The 17736-nt window shown below is 55.7% G+C and carries 13 protein-coding genes; 9 read left to right on the top strand and 4 right to left on the bottom strand.

Features of this window, described 5'->3' with window-relative positions:
* Positions 1-76 precede the first annotated feature (76 nt).
* Together rapA and rluA are read left to right on the top strand one after the other, a co-directional pair.
* On the top strand, positions 77-2983 hold the full coding sequence (rapA, locus tag SOM40_RS03500) for an RNA polymerase-associated protein RapA (protein WP_320529968.1): 2907 nt from the start codon (positions 77-79) through the stop codon (positions 2981-2983).
* A gap of 12 nt (positions 2984-2995) precedes the next feature.
* Positions 2996-3655, top strand: coding sequence for a bifunctional tRNA pseudouridine(32) synthase/23S rRNA pseudouridine(746) synthase RluA (gene rluA / locus SOM40_RS03495; RefSeq protein WP_225759592.1), 660 nt, complete (start codon positions 2996-2998; stop codon positions 3653-3655).
* A gap of 40 nt (positions 3656-3695) precedes the next feature.
* Here the strand turns inward: rluA and djlA are convergent, their stop codons facing one another.
* A complete protein-coding gene (gene djlA, locus SOM40_RS03490) occupies positions 3696-4514 on the bottom strand; it encodes a co-chaperone DjlA (RefSeq protein ID WP_142488203.1) in 819 nt (272 codons plus the stop codon).
* Positions 4515-4753: 239 nt separating this feature from the next.
* On the opposite strand from djlA, the gene lptD reads away from it, so the two are divergent.
* From lptD to apaH, 6 genes are read left to right on the top strand one after another with little or no spacing between them, the layout of a single operon-like run.
* On the top strand, positions 4754-7102 hold the full coding sequence (lptD, locus tag SOM40_RS03485; RefSeq protein WP_320529967.1) for an LPS assembly protein LptD: 2349 nt from the start codon (positions 4754-4756) through the stop codon (positions 7100-7102).
* Positions 7103-7155: 53 nt separating this feature from the next.
* Complete coding sequence (gene surA, locus SOM40_RS03480; protein WP_106994207.1) at positions 7156-8442, top strand: peptidylprolyl isomerase SurA; 1287 nt, start codon at positions 7156-7158, stop codon at positions 8440-8442.
* Positions 8442-9428, top strand: coding sequence for a 4-hydroxythreonine-4-phosphate dehydrogenase PdxA (gene pdxA / locus SOM40_RS03475; protein WP_320529966.1), 987 nt, complete (start codon positions 8442-8444; stop codon positions 9426-9428). The genes surA and pdxA overlap by 1 nt, the downstream gene beginning before the upstream one ends.
* Complete coding sequence (gene rsmA / locus SOM40_RS03470) at positions 9425-10246, top strand: 16S rRNA (adenine(1518)-N(6)/adenine(1519)-N(6))-dimethyltransferase RsmA (RefSeq protein WP_106994205.1); 822 nt, start codon at positions 9425-9427, stop codon at positions 10244-10246. The genes pdxA and rsmA overlap by 4 nt, the downstream gene beginning before the upstream one ends.
* A gap of 3 nt (positions 10247-10249) precedes the next feature.
* Positions 10250-10627 carry a Co2+/Mg2+ efflux facilitator ApaG/CorD gene (gene apaG / locus SOM40_RS03465; protein ID WP_106994204.1) on the top strand — a complete coding sequence of 126 codons (378 nt, stop codon included), beginning with the start codon at positions 10250-10252 and terminating at the stop codon, positions 10625-10627.
* A gap of 2 nt (positions 10628-10629) precedes the next feature.
* Positions 10630-11478, top strand: coding sequence for a bis(5'-nucleosyl)-tetraphosphatase (symmetrical) ApaH (apaH, locus tag SOM40_RS03460; protein ID WP_106994203.1), 849 nt, complete (start codon positions 10630-10632; stop codon positions 11476-11478).
* A gap of 43 nt (positions 11479-11521) precedes the next feature.
* Here apaH and folA read toward each other — a convergent pair whose 3' ends face one another.
* The 3 genes from folA to kefF all read right to left on the bottom strand — a co-directional run bounded on the left by folA (position 11522) and on the right by kefF (position 14504).
* Positions 11522-12001, bottom strand: coding sequence for a type 3 dihydrofolate reductase (folA, locus tag SOM40_RS03455; protein ID WP_039030411.1), 480 nt, complete (start codon positions 11999-12001; stop codon positions 11522-11524).
* 114 nt (positions 12002-12115) lie between these two features.
* On the bottom strand, positions 12116-13981 hold the full coding sequence (gene kefC, locus SOM40_RS03450; protein ID WP_166181577.1) for a glutathione-regulated potassium-efflux system protein KefC: 1866 nt from the start codon (positions 13979-13981) through the stop codon (positions 12116-12118).
* Positions 13974-14504: a glutathione-regulated potassium-efflux system oxidoreductase KefF gene (kefF, locus tag SOM40_RS03445; protein WP_166181576.1), complete on the bottom strand. Its 531-nt coding sequence runs from the start codon at positions 14502-14504 to the stop codon at positions 13974-13976. Before kefF ends, kefC begins: the two co-directional genes overlap by 8 nt.
* Positions 14505-15263: 759 nt before the next feature.
* On the opposite strand from kefF, the gene SOM40_RS03440 reads away from it, so the two are divergent.
* Complete coding sequence (locus tag SOM40_RS03440; RefSeq protein WP_320529965.1) at positions 15264-17729, top strand: autotransporter family protein; 2466 nt, start codon at positions 15264-15266, stop codon at positions 17727-17729.
* The last annotated feature ends 7 nt before the right edge of the window (positions 17730-17736 follow it).

The raw sequence follows: 17736 nt of genomic DNA, 5'->3' as shown, positions 1-17736 counted from the left end.
CCCATTATTCGATTACCGTCATTTCTGATCGGTGGTTGAACTATTGCCTGCAATTAAAGATTAGAGCCGAACAAATATGCCTTTTACACTTGGTCAACGCTGGATCAGCGACACAGAAAGCGAACTTGGGTTAGGAACTGTGGTAGCGCTGGATACGCGGATGGTGACTCTCCTGTTCCCCGCCACCGGTGAAAACCGTCTGTATGCTCGCAATGATTCCCCTGTTACCCGCGTGATGTTCAACCCGGGCGACACCGTTACCAGCCATGAAGGCTGGCAGCTGAAGATTGAAGACGTAAAAGAAGAGAATGGACTGCTCGCCTATATCGGGACTCGCCTCGATACCGACGAGACCGATGTGATGCTGCGTGAAGTGCTGCTCGACAGCAAACTGGTCTTCAGCAAGCCGCAGGATCGCCTGTTCGCCGGTCAGATTGACCGCATGGATCGCTTCTCGCTGCGCTATCGCGCGCGTAAGTTCCAGAGTGAGCAGTACCGTATGCCGTGGAGCGGCCTGCGCGGCCAGCGCACCAGCCTGATCCCCCACCAGTTAAACATCGCCCATGATGTGGGTCGTCGCTATGCGCCGCGCGTCCTGCTGGCGGATGAGGTGGGTTTAGGTAAAACCATCGAAGCGGGCATGATTTTGCATCAACAGCTGCTCTCCGGCGCGGCCGAGCGCGTGCTGATTGTGGTGCCGGAAACCCTGCAGCATCAGTGGCTGGTGGAGATGCTGCGCCGCTTTAACCTGCGTTTCTCCCTTTTCGATGACGAACGCTATGCCGAAGCCCAACACGATGCCGATAACCCGTTCGAAACCGAACAGCTGGTGATCTGCTCCCTGGACTTTGTCCGCCGCAGCAAGCAGCGCCTCGAGCACCTGTGTGATGCCGAGTGGGACATCATGGTGGTCGACGAAGCCCACCACCTGGTGTGGAGCGAAGAGGCCCCGAGCCGTGAGTATATGGCGATTGAACAGCTGGCCGAACGCGTGCCGGGCGTACTGCTGCTGACCGCTACCCCGGAGCAGCTGGGTCTGGAAAGCCACTTTGCGCGTCTGCGCCTGCTGGATCCCAACCGCTTCCACGACTTTGAGCTGTTCGTCGAAGAGCAGAAAAATTACCGCCCGGTCGCCGATGCGGTGGCCCTGCTGCTGGCGGGCAAGCACCTCTCCAACGAGGAGCTCAACACCCTGAGCGAACTGATTGGCGAACAGGATATCGAGCCATTACTGCAGGCCGCCAACAGCGATCGTGACGGTGCCGATGCCGCGCGTCAGGAGCTGGTCTCCATGCTGATGGATCGCCACGGCACCAGCCGCGTCCTGTTCCGTAACACCCGTAACGGGGTGAAAGGCTTCCCGAAACGCGAGCTGCACACTATTCGACTGCCGCTGCCAACCCAGTACCAGACGGCCATCAAGGTCTCCGGCATCATGGGCGCACGTAAAACGGCAGAAGAACGCGCCCGGGACATGCTCTATCCGGAGCAGATTTATCAGGAATTTGAAGGCGACAGCGGCACCTGGTGGAACTTCGACCCGCGCGTTGAGTGGCTGATGGGCTACCTGACTGCCAACCGCTCCCAGAAGGTGCTGGTCATTTGTGCCAAAGCCGCCACTGCGCTGCAGCTGGAGCAGGTTCTGCGCGAGCGGGAAGGTATCCGCGCGGCGGTGTTCCATGAAGGCATGTCGATTATCGAACGCGACCGCGCCGCGGCGTGGTTCTCCGAAGAGGACAGCGGCGCCCAGGTACTGCTCTGTTCCGAAATCGGCTCCGAAGGGCGTAACTTCCAGTTCGCCAGCCGTCTGGTGATGTTCGATCTGCCTTTCAACCCGGATCTTCTGGAGCAGCGGATCGGTCGTCTGGATCGTATTGGTCAGGCGCACGACATTCAGATCCACGTCCCGTATCTGGAAAAAACCGCCCAGTCGGTACTGGTGCGCTGGTTCCACGAAGGGCTGGATGCGTTTGAACATACCTGCCCGACCGGCCGTACCATTTACGACAGCGTGCATAGCGAGCTGACCGGCTACCTGGCGACGCCGGAAAATACCGACGGCTTTGACGATCTGATCAAAACCTGTCGCGAGCAGCATGACGCGCTGAAAGTCCAGCTGGAACAAGGCCGTGACCGTCTGCTGGAGATCCACTCTAACGGCGGCGAAAAAGCCCAGGCACTGGCAGAGAGTATCGAAGAGCAGGATGACGATACCAGCCTGATCAGTTTCGCCATGAACCTGTTTGATATCGTGGGTATCAACCAGGACGATCGTGGCGAGAACATGATTGTGCTGACCCCGTCCGATCACATGCTGGTTCCGGACTTCCCGGGCCTGCCGGAAGATGGCTGCACCATCACCTTTGAGCGTGATGTGGCCCTCTCCCGCGAAGATGCGCAGTTCATCACCTGGGAGCATCCGCTGATCCGCAACGGTCTGGATCTGATCCTCTCCGGCGATACCGGTAGCAGCACTATTTCGCTGCTGAAGAACAAGGCACTGCCGGTGGGGACGCTATTGGTAGAGCTGATCTACGTGGTGGAAGCCCAGGCACCGAAACAGCTGCAACTCAGCCGCTTCCTGCCTGCCACGCCGGTGCGTCTGCTGCTGGATAAAAACGGCACCAACCTGGCGGCGCAGGTCGAGTTTGAGAGCTTCAACCGTCAACTGAGCGCAGTGAACCGCCACACCGGCAGCAAGCTGGTGAATGCGGTGCAGCAGGATGTGCACGCCATTCTCCAACTGGGTGAATCCCAGATTGAGAAAGCGGCGCGGGCACTGATTGACGCGGCACGCAGCGAAGCGGATGAAAAACTGTCGGCGGAGCTGTCGCGTCTGGAAGCCCTGCGCGCGGTGAACCCGAACATTCGTGACGATGAACTGGCGACGATTGAGAGCAATCGTCAGCAGGTGCTTGAGAGCCTGGATCAGGCAGGATGGCGTCTGGATGCGCTGCGTCTCATCGTTGTGACGCATCAGTAAGCGGAGCGCAACATGTTGATGGAACCCTACAATCCGCCGCAGGATCCGTGGCTGGTCATTCTGTATCAGGATGAGCACATTATGGTGGTCAACAAGCCGAGCGGCTTGTTGTCTGTTCCGGGCAGGCTGGACGATCACAAGGACAGCGTCATGACGCGCGTTCAGCGCGATCATCCGCAGGCGGAGTCTGTGCATCGTCTGGACATGGCAACCAGCGGGGTGATTGTGGTCGCGCTGACCAAGGCGGCAGAGCGCGAGCTGAAGCGTCAGTTTCGTGAGCGCGAGCCGAAGAAGCAGTACCTGGCGCGCGTCTGGGGACATCCACAACCGGCGGAAGGTCTGGTTGACCTGCCGCTGATCTGCGACTGGCCGAACCGCCCGATGCAGAAGGTCTGTTATGAGACCGGCAAGGCGGCGCAAACCGAGTATGAAGTGCTGGAGTACGCAGCGGATAACAGCGCCCGCGTACTGTTAAAACCGATTACCGGGCGCTCGCATCAGCTGCGCGTGCATATGCTGGCATTGGGTCACCCGATTCTGGGGGATCGCTTTTATGCCACGCCGGAAGCCCGGGCCATGGCGCCGCGTCTGCAGCTGCATGCGGAGATGCTGACCATCACCCACCCGGAATACGGTACGCCGATGACCTTTAAGGCCCCGGCGGATTTCTGATGTTTTGCCCGGCGGCGCTTCGTCTGCCGGGCAACTCTCTTTACTTAAATCCCTTCTGCTCTTTGATGAGCTCGTACGCTTTCTGAATTTCCTGCGCTTTTTGCTTCGCCATCTCCATCATTTCCGGCGGTAAACCTTTCGCCACCAGCTTATCCGGATGATGCTCGCTCATCAGCTTGCGATAGGCGCGCTTAATGGTCGTCGGCTCGTCGGTCGGCTTCACGCCCAGCACGTTACAGGCATCTTCCAGGGTAGGCCCACGCTGCGCCTGCTGCCAGCCGCCACCGCCCGCCTGCTGTTGCTGATAGCCGTCGCCAAACTGCGCCCCACCCTGCATCATCCGCAGGAACTGATCGAACTGGGTACGGGAAATGCCCAGCTCTTCAGCAATGACATATAGCACCGCGCGTTCGTTCGGGTGGAGCGAGCCGTCAGCAAAGGCTGCCTGGATCTGAATCTCCAGAAACATCCGAATTAAGTCGAAGCGTCCGAAGCAGATGCTGCGAAACTGACGCATTTTTTCGCGCAGGGGATAGTTATCCGCCTTGCCGATGCGAAATGCGTGTTGCGCCGCGGCCCGCGAGTCACCGTGCAGGTTCATGCGGTCCATAAACTGGCTGGCGATATGGATGTCGGCCTCGGTCACCCGCCCCTTCGATTTGGTCAGATGGCCCATCACCTCAAACGTCGTGGCAAAAAAAAGTGCCTGACGTTCACGCTGGTTGGCAAACCAGGCCATCTTACGACTTCGAGCTTTATCAAACATATGGCCGATAATCAGGCCCAGAACGATACCCCAGAAGCCCGCGCCCATCAGTAAAGCGAACGCCACGCCGATAATTTTTCCCCAATACTGCATATACTCCCCAAATGGTGATGTATTTGATCCCGCGAACGCCATCATTCCGGTGGCCTGGCCACGGTCAATTGAAGGACATCGCCTATAATTTGCATTATCATACTCGTCATTCAATAACGAGCCTATCACCACGGCTTGTTTACGGGCAGGATTAACGCTGGCACTGTGATGATGAGTAAGATAGTCTCTGACCGTTTGCCAGCGATAAGCCACTGATGACGGAACAATAAATAAAACGTATGAAAAAACGTATCCCCACCCTCCTGGCCACGATGATAGCGTCTGCCCTGTACAGTCAACAGGGTCTGGCTGCCGATCTCGCCTCGCAATGTATGCTGGGTGTGCCCAGCTATGATCGCCCGCTGGTTCAGGGTGATACGAACACGCTACCGGTCACCATCACTGCTGACAATGCGAAAGGGAATTATCCTGACGACGCCGTCTTTAGCGGCAATGTGGATATTAACCAGGGCAACAGCCGTTTGCTGGCCGATGAAGTTCAGTTGCACCAGAAACAGCCAGAAGGCGCGGCAGAACCGGTACGAACAGTGGATGCACTGGGTAATGTGCACTATGACGATAATCAGGTCATCCTGAAAGGTCCGAAAGCCTGGTCGAACCTGAATACCAAAGATACCAACGTCTGGGAAGGTGATTATCAGATGGTGGGTCGTCAGGGGCGCGGTAAAGCCGACCTGATGAAACAGCGCGGTGAAAACCGCTATACCATTCTTGAGAACGGGACTTTTACCTCCTGTCTCCCGGGCTCTGATACCTGGAGCGTGGTCGGCAGCGAAGTGATCCATGACCGCGAAGAGCAGGTTGCAGAGATCTGGAATGCTCGCTTTAAGCTCGGCCCGGTGCCGGTCTTCTATAGCCCGTATCTGCAGCTGCCGGTGGGCGACAAACGTCGTTCCGGCTTTCTGATCCCGAACGCGCAGTACAGCACCTCGAACTATTTTGAGTTCTACCTGCCGTACTACTGGAACATCGCGCCCAACATGGACGCCACGATCACGCCGCACTATATCCACAAGCGCGGCAATATCATGTGGGAAAACGAGTTCCGTTATCTGACGCAAGCGGGTTCAGGCCTGATGGAGCTGGACTATCTGCCATCGGATAAAGTCTTTGAAGACGAGCATCCCACCGAGGGCGATCGCCACCGCTGGTTATACTACTGGCAACATGCCGGGGTGATGGATCAGGTCTGGCGCTTCAACGTTAACTATACCAAAGTCAGCGATCCCTACTATTTCAACGACTTTACCTCGAAATACGGTTCCAGTACCGACGGTTATGCCACGCAGATCTTTAGCGCAGGCTATGCGGTGAAAAACTTTGATGCCACGGTATCGACCCGCCAGTTCCAGGTATTCAGCAGCCAGAACGCCAGCACCTACGGCGCGGAACCGCAGCTGGACGTCAACTGGTACCAGAATGATGTCGGCCCGTTTGATACCCGTATCTACGGCCAGGCCGTGCATTTCGTGAATACCAACTCCGATATGCCAGAAGCCACCCGTGTTCACCTTGAGCCGACAATCAACCTGCCGGTATCAAACGACTGGGCCAGCCTGGATACCGAAGTGAAGCTGATGGCGACTCACTATCAGCAGGACAATCTGGACACGTACAACACCAACAACGGTACTAACCTGGAAGAGTCCGTTAACCGTACGCTGCCGCAGTTTAAAATGGACGGCAAGCTGGTCTTCGAGCGCGACATGAACTGGAGCGAGGGTTATACCCAGACCCTGGAACCGCGCGCGCAGTACCTGTATGTGCCATATCGCGATCAGAGCAAAATCAATAACTACGACTCGTCACTGCTGCAATCCGACTACAGCGGTCTGTTCCGTGACCGTACATATGGTGGTCTGGACCGTATTGCTTCAGCCAACCAGGTGACGACCGGGGTCACAACCCGCGTTTATGATGATGCTGCCGTTGAACGTTTTAATGCTTCTGTGGGTCAAATCTACTACTTCACAGAATCGCGTACCGGCGATGACAACATCAACTGGGAGAAAAACAACAAAACGGGTTCCCTGGTCTGGGCCGGCGACACCTACTGGCGCATGACCGATCGCTGGGGGCTGCGTGGCGGTCTGCAGTACGATACGCGTCTGGATAACGTTGCTACCAGCAGTGCCGCCATTGAGTATCGCCGTGATGAAGACCGGATGGTGCAGCTTAGCTACCGTTACGCCAGCCCGGAATACATCCAGGCGACACTGCCTAACTTCTCGAATGCCGATCAGTACAAACAGGGCATTTCGCAGGTGGGCGGTACCGCCAGCTGGCCGATTGCCGATCGCTGGTCGATCGTCGGGGCGTACTACTTTGATACCAATCAGAGTAAGGCGGCCGATCAGATGCTGGGTCTGCAGTACAGCTCCTGCTGCTACGCGATCCGTGTCGGGTACGAGCGTAAGCTTAACGGCTGGGATGTCGACAAAAATCAGAGCGAGTACGATAACGTCATCGGCTTTAACATCGAATTGCGTGGCCTGAGTTCAAACTATGGTCTGGGTACTCAACAGATGCTGCGTTCACCGATTCTGCCGTACCGTAGTTCCTTATGATCTACTTGATTTACAACGTAATCCGCATTGCGGTTAATTGATATGGAAAAAGTATGAAGAACTGGAAAACGCTGCTGCTCGGTATCGCTATGGTTGCGAATACCAGCTTCGCGGCCCCACAGGTTGTCGACAAAGTCGCTGCCGTTGTGAACAACGGTGTGGTACTTGAGAGCGACGTTGATGGTTTAATGCAGTCTGTGAAGCTCAACGCGGGTCAGGCAGGTCAGCAACTTCCGGATGATTCCACACTGCGTCATCAGATCCTTGAACGTCTGATCATGGATCAGATCGTTCTGCAGATGGGTCAGAAGATGGGTGTGAAGATCTCTGATGAGCAGCTCGATCAGGCTATCGCTAACATTGCGAAGCAGAACAACATGTCAGCCGACCAGATGCGCAGCCGTCTGGCCTATGACGGCATCAGCTATTCGACCTACCGCAATCAGATCCGTAAAGAGATGCTGATTTCAGAAGTGCGTAACAACGAAGTGCGTCGTCGTGTGACGATTCTGCCGCAGGAAGTGGACGCGCTGGCAAAACAGGTGGGTAACCAGAATGATGCCAGCACCGAACTGAACCTGAGCCACATCCTGATCCCACTCTCAGAAAACCCCTCTTCCGACCAGGTTGCTGAAGCGGACAGCCAGGCCCGCTCTATCGTCGATCAGGCGCGTAACGGCGGTGACTTCGGCAAGCTGGCGATCACCTATTCGGCGGACCAGCAGGCGCTGAAAGGCGGCCAGATGGGTTGGGGCCGTATTCAGGAGCTGCCATCTATCTTTGCCCAGGCGCTAAGCACGGCGAAGAAAGGCGATATCGTCGGTCCAATCCGTTCCGGCGTTGGCTTCCACATTCTGAAAGTGAACGATCTGCGCGGCCAGAGCCAGAGCATCTCGGTCACCGAAGTGCATGCCCGCCACATTCTGCTGAAACCGTCCCCACTGATGAATGACGATCAGGCGCGGGCGAAGCTGCAGCAGATTGCCGCCGATATCCGCAGCGGTAAAACGTCCTTCGCTAACGCCGCGAAAGAGTTCTCTCAGGATCCAGGTTCTGCGAATCAGGGCGGCGATCTGGGCTGGGCGGCAGCGGATATTTACGATCCGGCCTTCCGCGATGCGCTGATGCGGATGACCAAAGGTCAGCTGAGCGAACCGGTTCACTCCACCTTTGGCTGGCACCTGATTGAGCTGCTGGACACCCGCAGCGTGGATAAAACCGATGCGGCCCAGAAAGACCGTGCGTACCGCATGCTGTTCAACCGTAAGTTCTCTGAAGAAGCGGCAACCTGGATGCAGGAACAACGCGCCAGCGCTTACGTCAAAGTTCTGAGCAAGTAATGAAACACCATCGTGTTGTTATCACTCCCGGCGAACCTGCCGGGATTGGTCCTGATTTGGTCGTCCAGCTTGCCCAGCGCAGCTGGCCGGTCGAACTGGTGATCTGCGCCGATGCCAGCGTGCTTGAGGCGCGAGCCAAACAGCTCAAGCTGCCGCTCACCCTGCTGCCCTATCAGGCAGAAAACGCGCCTCTTCCCCAGCAAGCGGGCACCCTGACGCTGTTGCCTGTCCCCCTGCGAACCCCCGTCGTCCCCGGTCAACTCAGTACCGAAAACGGCCTCTATGTGGTGAAGACGCTGGCGCGCGCCTGTGATGGCTGCCTGAGCGGCGAATTTGCCGCGCTGATCACCGGGCCGGTGCATAAAGGGGTGATCAACGATGCCGGCGTGGCTTTTACCGGCCATACCGAGTTTTTTGAAGAGCGTTCCCACAGTGCAAAAGTGGTGATGATGCTGGCCACCGAGGAGCTGCGCGTTGCGCTGGCTACCACCCATCTGCCGATCAAAGCCGTTTCCGAGGCCATTACGCCGGATCTGCTGCGCGATGTGATTGCCATCCTGCACCATGACTTACGCACTAAATTCGGTATTGCCGATCCGCACGTGCTGGTGTGCGGCCTGAACCCGCATGCGGGCGAAGGCGGTCACATGGGTATGGAAGAGATCGACACCATTATTCCGGTGCTGGATGAGATGCGGGCTCAGGGGATGAATCTCAGCGGGCCGCTGCCTGCCGATACCCTGTTTCAGACTAAATATCTCGATCATGCAGACGCCGTGCTGGCGATGTACCACGATCAGGGCCTTCCCGTGCTAAAATACCAGGGATTTGGCCGCGGCGTGAATATCACCCTCGGTTTACCCTTTATTCGTACTTCTGTTGACCATGGCACTGCACTTGATTTAGCGGGCCAGGGGAAAGCAGATGTCGGCAGTTTTATTACGGCGCTTAATCTCGCCATCAAAATGATTGTTAATACTCAATGACTAATCGAGTCCATCAGGGCCACTTAGCCCGTAAACGCTTCGGGCAAAACTTCCTCAACGATCAGTTCGTGATCGAAAGTATTGTTTCGGCTATCAATCCACAAAAAGGTCAGGCGATGGTCGAGATCGGCCCGGGTCTGGCTGCACTGACCGAGCCGGTTGGCGAGCGTCTGGATGAACTGACCGTCATCGAACTGGACCGCGATCTGGCAGCCCGTCTGCAGACGCACCCGTTCCTTGGGCCGAAACTGACGATTTATCAGCAGGATGCCATGACCATGAACTTCGGCGAGCTGTCGGAGAAGCTCGGTCAGCCGCTGCGCGTGTTCGGTAACCTGCCGTACAACATCTCCACCCCGCTGATGTTCCACCTGTTTAGCTATACTGATGCCATTGCCGACATGCACTTCATGTTGCAAAAAGAGGTCGTTAACCGACTGGTTGCAGGGCCAAACAGTAAAGCGTATGGTCGTTTAAGCGTGATGGCACAATATTTCTGCAACGTGATCCCGGTACTCGAAGTGCCGCCATCTGCGTTCACGCCACCGCCAAAAGTGGAATCTGCGGTTGTGCGTCTTGTGCCGCATAAAACGAAGCCGTTCCCGGTCAAAGAGCTGCGCGTACTGAGCCGTGTCACCACAGAAGCCTTTAACCAGCGCCGTAAAACGATTCGTAACAGCCTTAGCAATTCGTTTACCGTTGAAGTGTTAGCTGAACTGGGTATCGACCCGGCAATGCGTGCGGAGAACATCTCCGTAGAGCAGTACTGCAAACTGGCTAATTACATCAGCGACAATGCGCCGCCGAAGGAGAGCTAAGCCATGATTGATTCGCCCCGCGTATGTGTTCACGTACAAAGCATCTATGTTGAGTCCCAGTCCACACCGGATGAAGAGCGCTTTGTTTTTGCTTATACGGTAACCATTCGTAACCTGGGGCGGACGCCTGTGCAGCTGCTTGGGCGCTACTGGCTTATCACCAACGGCAACGGTCGTGAAATTGAAGTGCAGGGCGAAGGCGTGGTGGGTGAACAACCGCACATTGATCCCGGCGAAGAGTATCAGTATACCAGCGGCGCGGTAATCGAAACGCCGCTGGGTACCATGCAGGGCCATTATGAAATGGTCGATGCCGACGGCAATGCATTCCGCGTTGCCATTCCTGTTTTCCGTCTGGCTGTTACAACACTCATTCACTAAACATGTCTACATATCTCATTGGCGATGTTCATGGTTGCTACGATGAACTGATCGCGTTGTTAAAGCAGGTGGATTTTACCCCGGGTACGGACACGCTATGGCTAACCGGCGATCTCGTTGCGCGCGGGCCTGGCTCACTGGATGTGCTGCGTTATGTGAAGTCGCTGGGTGACAGCGTGCGGCTGGTCCTTGGCAATCACGATCTGCATCTGCTGGCGGTCTATGCCGGTATCAGCCGTAATAAACCGAAAGACAGGATCACCCCGCTGCTGGATGCGCCAGACGCTGATGAGCTTATTAACTGGCTGCGTCGCCAGCCACTGTTGCAGGTTGATGAAGAGAAGCAGCTGGTGATGGCCCATGCGGGCATTACACCGCAGTGGGATCTGCAAACCGCAAAAGAGTGCGCGCGCGACGTCGAAGCCGTGCTCTCCAGCGACTCTTACCCTTTCTTCCTTGATGCCATGTACGGCGACATGCCCAACAACTGGAGCATGGATCTCAGCGGCGTGGCGCGCCTGCGTTTTATCACCAACGCCTTCACCCGCATGCGCTACTGTTTCCCGAACGGTCAGCTGGATATGTACTGCAAGGATGTGCCGGAAAATGCGCCGACCCCGCTCAAGCCATGGTTTGCGATCCCCGGTCCGGTGACGGAGCATTACAACGTGATCTTTGGTCACTGGGCGTCGCTGGAGGGCAAAGGCACGCCTGAAGGCATTTACGGTCTGGATACCGGCTGCTGCTGGGGTGGAGACCTGACCTGTCTGCGCTGGGAAGATAAAGCGTACTTTGTTCAGCCGTCGAACCGGCATCTGGATTCAGGCGAGAAGGAAGCGGTAGCGTCGTAGCGGAGAGCTGCACCTCTCCCGTCGGGAAAGGTGCAGTAAATCATTAGCGGCGTTCAAGGATCTCGAAGCAGTAGCTGTGCGAATTTTGCGCGTCCGCGTCGTGGAATTCGCTAAATACCGATTCCCACTCGTCAGGATCGTAGTCCGGGAAATGGGTATCCCCTTCCACTTCAGCATCAATGTGGGTCAGATATAATTTCTGCGCTTTTGGCAGGAATTGCTCATATACACGGCCGCCACCAATCACCATGATCTCTTCGGCATCGCCGCAGGCAGCGATGGCTTCGTCAATGGATTTCACCCACTCAACACGCTCATCGGTGCCAGGCTGGCTGCTGATGACGATGTTTTTACGGCCCGGCAACGGACGCCCGATTGACTCCCAGGTCAGGCGCCCCATTACTACCGGCTTGTTCAACGTAGTACGTTTAAACCACGCGAGATCGGCAGGCAGATTCCACGGCATGGCATTTTCCATACCGATCACGCGATCTACCGCAAGCGCCGCAATCAGACTGATCATTGATTATTTCCCGGATGCAAAAAATTGCCGCCACTATACGGAAAGCTTAATCTTTCGTCGACTGGCGGCAGAGTAAAGAACAGGAAATTTTTTATATTTGCTGGCAACCCCGCTTCACGCCAGCGGTTTACTCTCCGGCTCGTCCCCCGGATCCCCGGTATGCTTGCCCTCTTCGGTTCCCTGCCAGCCGTGACGCTGGGTCAGCGAGAGGTGATTGCGATCCTCATTGATGATGTCCATCAGCATGGCGCTGGTGCGTTTAACCACCGCCGCGCGTGACGTGGCATCGTTCTCCGCCATTGCAGCCATCTCTTCGACCATCTCAATATTAAACCGGCGGAACAGATCGGCCCGCTCCCGGGCTTCATACGCCCCGAGCCCCAGACTCTCCAGCGCCAGCCGACCGGATTTCAGTGCCCCTTCAAAGGTTTCACGCTCCGGCGCATCAACACCGCTCTGACGCAGCTTGATGTAATGATCGATATCGCGCGCGCGGGAGATGATCTTCAGATGCGGGAAATGGGTTTTCGCCAGCTCGACCAGCTGCAGGCTGTTCTTCGGATCGTCTATCGCATTGATCAATACTTCGGCCTTCTGCGCTCCGGCAGACTCCAGCAAATCCACGCGCGTGGCATCGCCGTAAAAGACCTTCATATCAAATTTACGCAGGGTCTCAATATGGTCGGGATCGTGATCGAGGATGACCATCTTCACGCCGCTGGAGAGCAGCAAACGACCGGTAATCTGGCCGAAGCGACCGAACCCGGCAATGATCACCCGCGGCTGTTCTTCGTCGATTTCATCCGCCTCGCGCTCCTGGCCGCTGTTGGCCGCTTCCAGACGGGTCAATACCACCAGCAGCAGCGGCGTTACCGCCATGGAGAGCGCCACCGCCAGGGTCAGCGCCTTGGCCCACTCCGGATCGAGGACGTTCGCCATATTGGCCGCGCCAAATACCACGAATGCGAATTCACTCCCCTGCCCCAGCAGCACTGCAAACCAGCGGCGCTGTTTCCCGGGCACCTTCAGCGGACGGGCCACCAGCCAGAGCATCGCCATTTTAATGACCAGGAAGCCCACCAGCAGGATCGCGATGCGCAGCGGATGAGTCACCAGGGTGCCGAAGTCGACAGACATCCCCACGCCGATGAAAAACAGCCCCAGCAGCAGCCCTTTAAAAGGCTCGATGTCGCTTTCCAGCGCGTGGCGGTATTCCGAACTCGCCAGCAGGACGCCAGCCAGAAACGCGCCCATCGCCATAGAGAGCCCCGCCTCTTCCAGCATCAGGCCAAAGCCGAAGACCAGGAACAGGGCCACGGCGCTGAACACTTCCCGCAGGCCGGAACGGGCGACAAAGCGCAGCAGCGGTCGGCTGACGTATCGCCCGAGCAGGACCACCAGCGTTAATGCCCCGACGACCTTTAATGCTGAGAGGGCAAAAGCACCGAAGGTAGTGGAGGCCCCGGATACCGCCAGCAGCGGGATCATCGCCACCAGCGGGATGGCCGCGATATCCTGGAACAGTAGCACCGAGAAAGCGCTGCGCCCCATCTGGGTCACCGTCAGGTTGCGTTCGTTCATAGCCTGCATGGCGATGGCCGTGGAAGAGAGGGCCAGCGTCATGCCGATTAGCCCTGCCACCTTCCAGTCCATACCCAGCAGGATACAGAACCCGCCCAGCAGCAGACCGCAGGCCAGCATCTGCAATGCCCCACCGCCAAATACCGAGGCGCGCAGCTTCCACAGACGCCGCGGATCCAGCTCGAGGCCGATGACAAACAGCATCAGCACCACGCCGATTTCGGCAAAATGCAGAATCGACTCGGCGTCGGTAACCAGCCGGAATCCCCACGGCCCTATCACGCACCCGGCGATCAGATACCCCAGCACGGAACCCAGCCCGAGGCGTACCGCAACCGGCACAATTAGCGCCGCGGCGCCTAAATAGATCAGCGCCTGAATCAGCGTATGGCTATCCATGGTGCGCCTCCTGCCAGTCGAGTAAACGTTGTTTATAGTGTCGGGCCTGGGCCTGCAGCGTTTCATCGTCACAGACGAAGGTGCAGTGCATGGCAAACGGCGGGAGCCAGTTCAGGCCGCAATAGAGCGCGGTGGCCTGTAGCGGCTGCGCCAGCACCTCAAAACCAGGGAAGGATCCGATGTCAAAGTGGCTTTCACCGCCCCCGGTGGTGACTGCCCACAGCAGGCTTTTGCCCTTCAGCGCCCGGCCGTTATGACCGTATGCCCAGCCGTGAGAGAACACTTTGTCGATCCACAGTTTCAGTAATGGGGGCGTGCTGTACCACTGCATCGGGTGCTGCCAGACGATCAAATCGGCCCTGGCAATAGCGTCCTGTTCGGCAGCAATATCAATATTGAAGTCGGGATAGAGCTGATAGAGCGAGCGGATCTCTACGCCCTCAAGCGTCTTGACCTGCTCAAGCATCCGCTTATTCGCATGCGAGTGCTGCGGATACGGATGCGCGTAAATAATGAGTATCATGATTAACCTGATGAACTGCTTTCTTGTTGTGACAGTCAGTGTAGACAGGAAAGAGAGGTGTTTGAAGAGGTCTGCAGCCTTGCGAGGCTTAACCGCAACGATTGATAAACCGCTGTTCAAAGGAATTTATCTTTTTTATTCAAATCATAACGAATTAGAATAATATTTAATATCTAGATCGATTAAGCGAAAATAATAAAAATCGTGAAATAATTAAATAAGAATAAATCCACTCTTTAAAAATAATCGCTATACATAAATGATTTAAGAATGAATAATTTCACTTTTAATTAAAAATTTATTCCATAAAAATCAGTTATTTACAAGAAATTACCTTCTCATTAAGATACGCATTCTTTTAAACACAAAATGGATGTGGCAATGAAAAGTAAAGCTCCACAATTAAATAAGACGACAAAATCATTAAAAAGTCTTTTTCCCACCTTATCAGCATTAATCGTATTTACGCCGTTAATGGTATCCGCAGAAACAACAATCAGTGGTTCAACGAATACCGCACAAATTTTTTCTTCAGATAGTGATTACATCATCAATCCAGGCGTCACTATTTCCACTAGTACTACTGACCCCTCTGTTACCATTTCTGGCAGCACAGTCCGTGGTGTTACTAATAACGGAGAGATCACTGGTGCCGGCGATGGACTTTTAATCACAACAGACGGACAAACACTACAGCTGGATAACCAGCAAAATGCCAGTATTAAATCTACTGCCGCTAACGGCATTACTGTCATTGATATGGGCGGTGAAATAAACAACGCCGGGAGTATCACTGGTGCAGAGTCCGGTATTAAAATTGACGAAAATTCAGGCAGTTTTAACGTCTCTAACACCCGTACAGGTATTATCGAAGGCAAAACCGCGCTTTCAGCAGATGCTGGCTTTACGCTTAATAATGCAGGGCTCTTTAAAGGCGATACCGGGAACGGTGTTGAACTTCAAAAAGCGGGTAAAACCAAAATTGAAAATAGCGGGACAATTGAAGGTGCTCAAAACGGCATTATTACGAGTGATAATAATCGACTGCAGCTTATAAACTCCGGTCTCATAAAGGGTTCAGAAAGCGCGATTACCTTCAAAAGTACTCAAAACAACTCACTGACGCTGGAAAGTGGCTCTCAGCTTGATGGTGACGTTATTTCAACCAACTCAACGGGTAATACGCTCACTTTGCATGGTCAGGGCTCAGAAAACAGTAATTTTCGTGGTCTGAATGCGGGTGACGGCTTCGCTACACTGACCATGGATGGTGAAGAGTGGAATCTGACTGGCAATGTCGATGTGATCGGCACTGGCGACTCAATTAAAGTAAATACCGGGAAACTGACCCTGGCAGGCGATATAAAAAATGAGGTCGGCAACACCCTAATTTCCAACGTCGGCACGCTACAGCTGGGTGACGGCGTTAATACCGGCTCACTGACCGGCACCGTCACCAATAACGGCACCTTTATCTTCAACCAGGGCTCCGACTCCACCTTCGCTTCGGATATTACCGGCAGCGGCAGTGTGGAAAAAACCGATGCCAACATCCTGACCCTGACCGGCAACAACAGCTACACCGGCAATACCCTTCTGCGCAGCGGCACTACGCTGGTCGCCGAAGGCGCAACCCTGGGTAGTTCAGGCAACACCGCCACCCTCACCGTTGATAACGGCGCAACCTTCGCCAGCGCAGGCAGCGTAAACAACAACGTGGATATCCTCAGCGGCGGCGTGCTGGCATCCTGGAATGCCGTGCAGGGGACCGGCGCTTCCACTGCATCCACCGTTAATACCATCAACGGCAACGTTACCAACAGCGGCACGTTGCAGATAGCCGGGCTGAACGACAGCGTGGGTAACGATTTCACCATTAACGGTGACTATACCGGCGTTAGCGGCAGCCTGATCGCCATGAACAGCGTGCTGGGCGATGACAGCTCTGCCACCGACCATCTGACTATCACCGGCGACAGCGCGGGTGAGTCTGGCGTCAGTATCAGCAATATCGGCGGGATGGGCGCGCAGACCGTGAACGGGATGCAGGTTGTCAGCGTAGGCGGTAACTCTGATGCTGCATTTTCACTCTCCAGACCGGTCGTGGTCGGGGCGTGGGAATACAGCCTGAATCAACACACCGATGGTAACTGGTATCTGGAGTCTGCATCTACGGCACCGGCCCCTGCTCCAGACCCTGTCCCGACGCCTGATGATAACAGTGTCGTTCCTGATCCTGTTCCCGCTCCTGATGACAACAACGATGACGGCTATACCCCACCAGAGATGAGCAATCTGGCCCCGGAAGTTGGTGCTTACTTAGGTAACTACCTCGCCGCCCAGGACATGTTCCTGCACAAACGTGACGATCGCGATCAACTGACCCTGCGCAACGAGGACGATCTCAACACCTGGATGTACGTCAAAGGCCGCTATCATGAAAATGATGTGGCAGGCGGCAAAGTCAACTATGACACCACCCAGTACGTGATGCAGGTCGGCAGCGATTTCATCAGCAAGAAGATGGACACCGGCGTGCTGCATAGCGGGATGATGTTCGGCGCCGGTCAGGCCAAAACCGACTCCACCTCAACCGGCAGCAAACGCTCTGCGCAGGGTAAAGTCGATGGCGTGAACGTCGGCGTATACGCTACCTGGCAGGAAGATCAGCAGTTGCGCAAAGGCAGCTATATCGACAGCTGGGCCTCTTTCGGCTGGTATCACAATAAGCTGAGAAGCGACGATCGCAGTGACGAGTCCTATAACAGCCAGGGCTTTGCCGCCTCGCTGGAAGCGGGTCACGCCTGGATTGTTGACTCTGAAAGCGAAAGAACCTGGAAAATCGAACCGCAGATCCAGGCCGTTTACAGCTATCTGGACCAGGATGATCATACCGATGCCGACGGCGTGCGTATTACCACGCTCGATAACGACAGCATTCTGGGTCGCGTTGGGGTGAAAACCAGTTACTTCGATCAGAAAGATGTGCAGGCCTGGCAGCCGTATGTTGCGGTCAACTGGCTGAAAGGCGCCGGACAGAACGATATCGCCTTTAACGGTGAAGCGTTCAGCAACGATACCCCGGATGACCGCGGTCAGCTGGAGTTGGGCGTTACCGGCAATCTAAACGAGACCACGCTGATCTCGCTGCGTGCCAGCGGCGAATGGGGTGAAAACAGCTACGATGCTTACGGCGGTCATATCCTGCTGAACCACCGCTGGTAATCGTATT

Source organism: Leclercia sp. CFBP8987 (genome assembly GCF_034044995.2).
Classification (GTDB): domain Bacteria; phylum Pseudomonadota; class Gammaproteobacteria; order Enterobacterales; family Enterobacteriaceae; genus Enterobacter; species Enterobacter tamurae.
The sequence above is the reverse complement of the archived record's forward strand: the minus strand, read 5'-3'. Positions and strand labels throughout refer to the sequence as shown.

Bases quoted from the DNA above. Each gene is read 5' to 3' on its own strand.
- apaH (WP_106994203.1), top strand. From the start codon at position 10,630: ATGTCTACATATCTCATTGGCGATGTTCATGGTTGCTACGATGAACTG.
- folA (WP_039030411.1), bottom strand. From the start codon at position 12,001: ATGATCAGTCTGATTGCGGCGCTTGCGGTAGATCGCGTGATCGGTATG.
- rluA (WP_225759592.1), top strand. From the start codon at position 2,996: ATGTTGATGGAACCCTACAATCCGCCGCAGGATCCGTGGCTGGTCATT.
- rsmA (WP_106994205.1), top strand. From the start codon at position 9,425: ATGACTAATCGAGTCCATCAGGGCCACTTAGCCCGTAAACGCTTCGGG.
- djlA (WP_142488203.1), bottom strand. From the start codon at position 4,514: ATGCAGTATTGGGGAAAAATTATCGGCGTGGCGTTCGCTTTACTGATG.
- kefC (WP_166181577.1), bottom strand. From the start codon at position 13,981: ATGGATAGCCATACGCTGATTCAGGCGCTGATCTATTTAGGCGCCGCG.
- pdxA (WP_320529966.1), top strand. From the start codon at position 8,442: ATGAAACACCATCGTGTTGTTATCACTCCCGGCGAACCTGCCGGGATT.
- lptD (WP_320529967.1), top strand. From the start codon at position 4,754: ATGAAAAAACGTATCCCCACCCTCCTGGCCACGATGATAGCGTCTGCC.
- surA (WP_106994207.1), top strand. From the start codon at position 7,156: ATGAAGAACTGGAAAACGCTGCTGCTCGGTATCGCTATGGTTGCGAAT.
- SOM40_RS03440 (WP_320529965.1), top strand. From the start codon at position 15,264: ATGGGCGGTGAAATAAACAACGCCGGGAGTATCACTGGTGCAGAGTCC.
- kefF (WP_166181576.1), bottom strand. From the start codon at position 14,504: ATGATACTCATTATTTACGCGCATCCGTATCCGCAGCACTCGCATGCG.
- apaG (WP_106994204.1), top strand. From the start codon at position 10,250: ATGATTGATTCGCCCCGCGTATGTGTTCACGTACAAAGCATCTATGTT.
- rapA (WP_320529968.1), top strand. From the start codon at position 77: ATGCCTTTTACACTTGGTCAACGCTGGATCAGCGACACAGAAAGCGAA.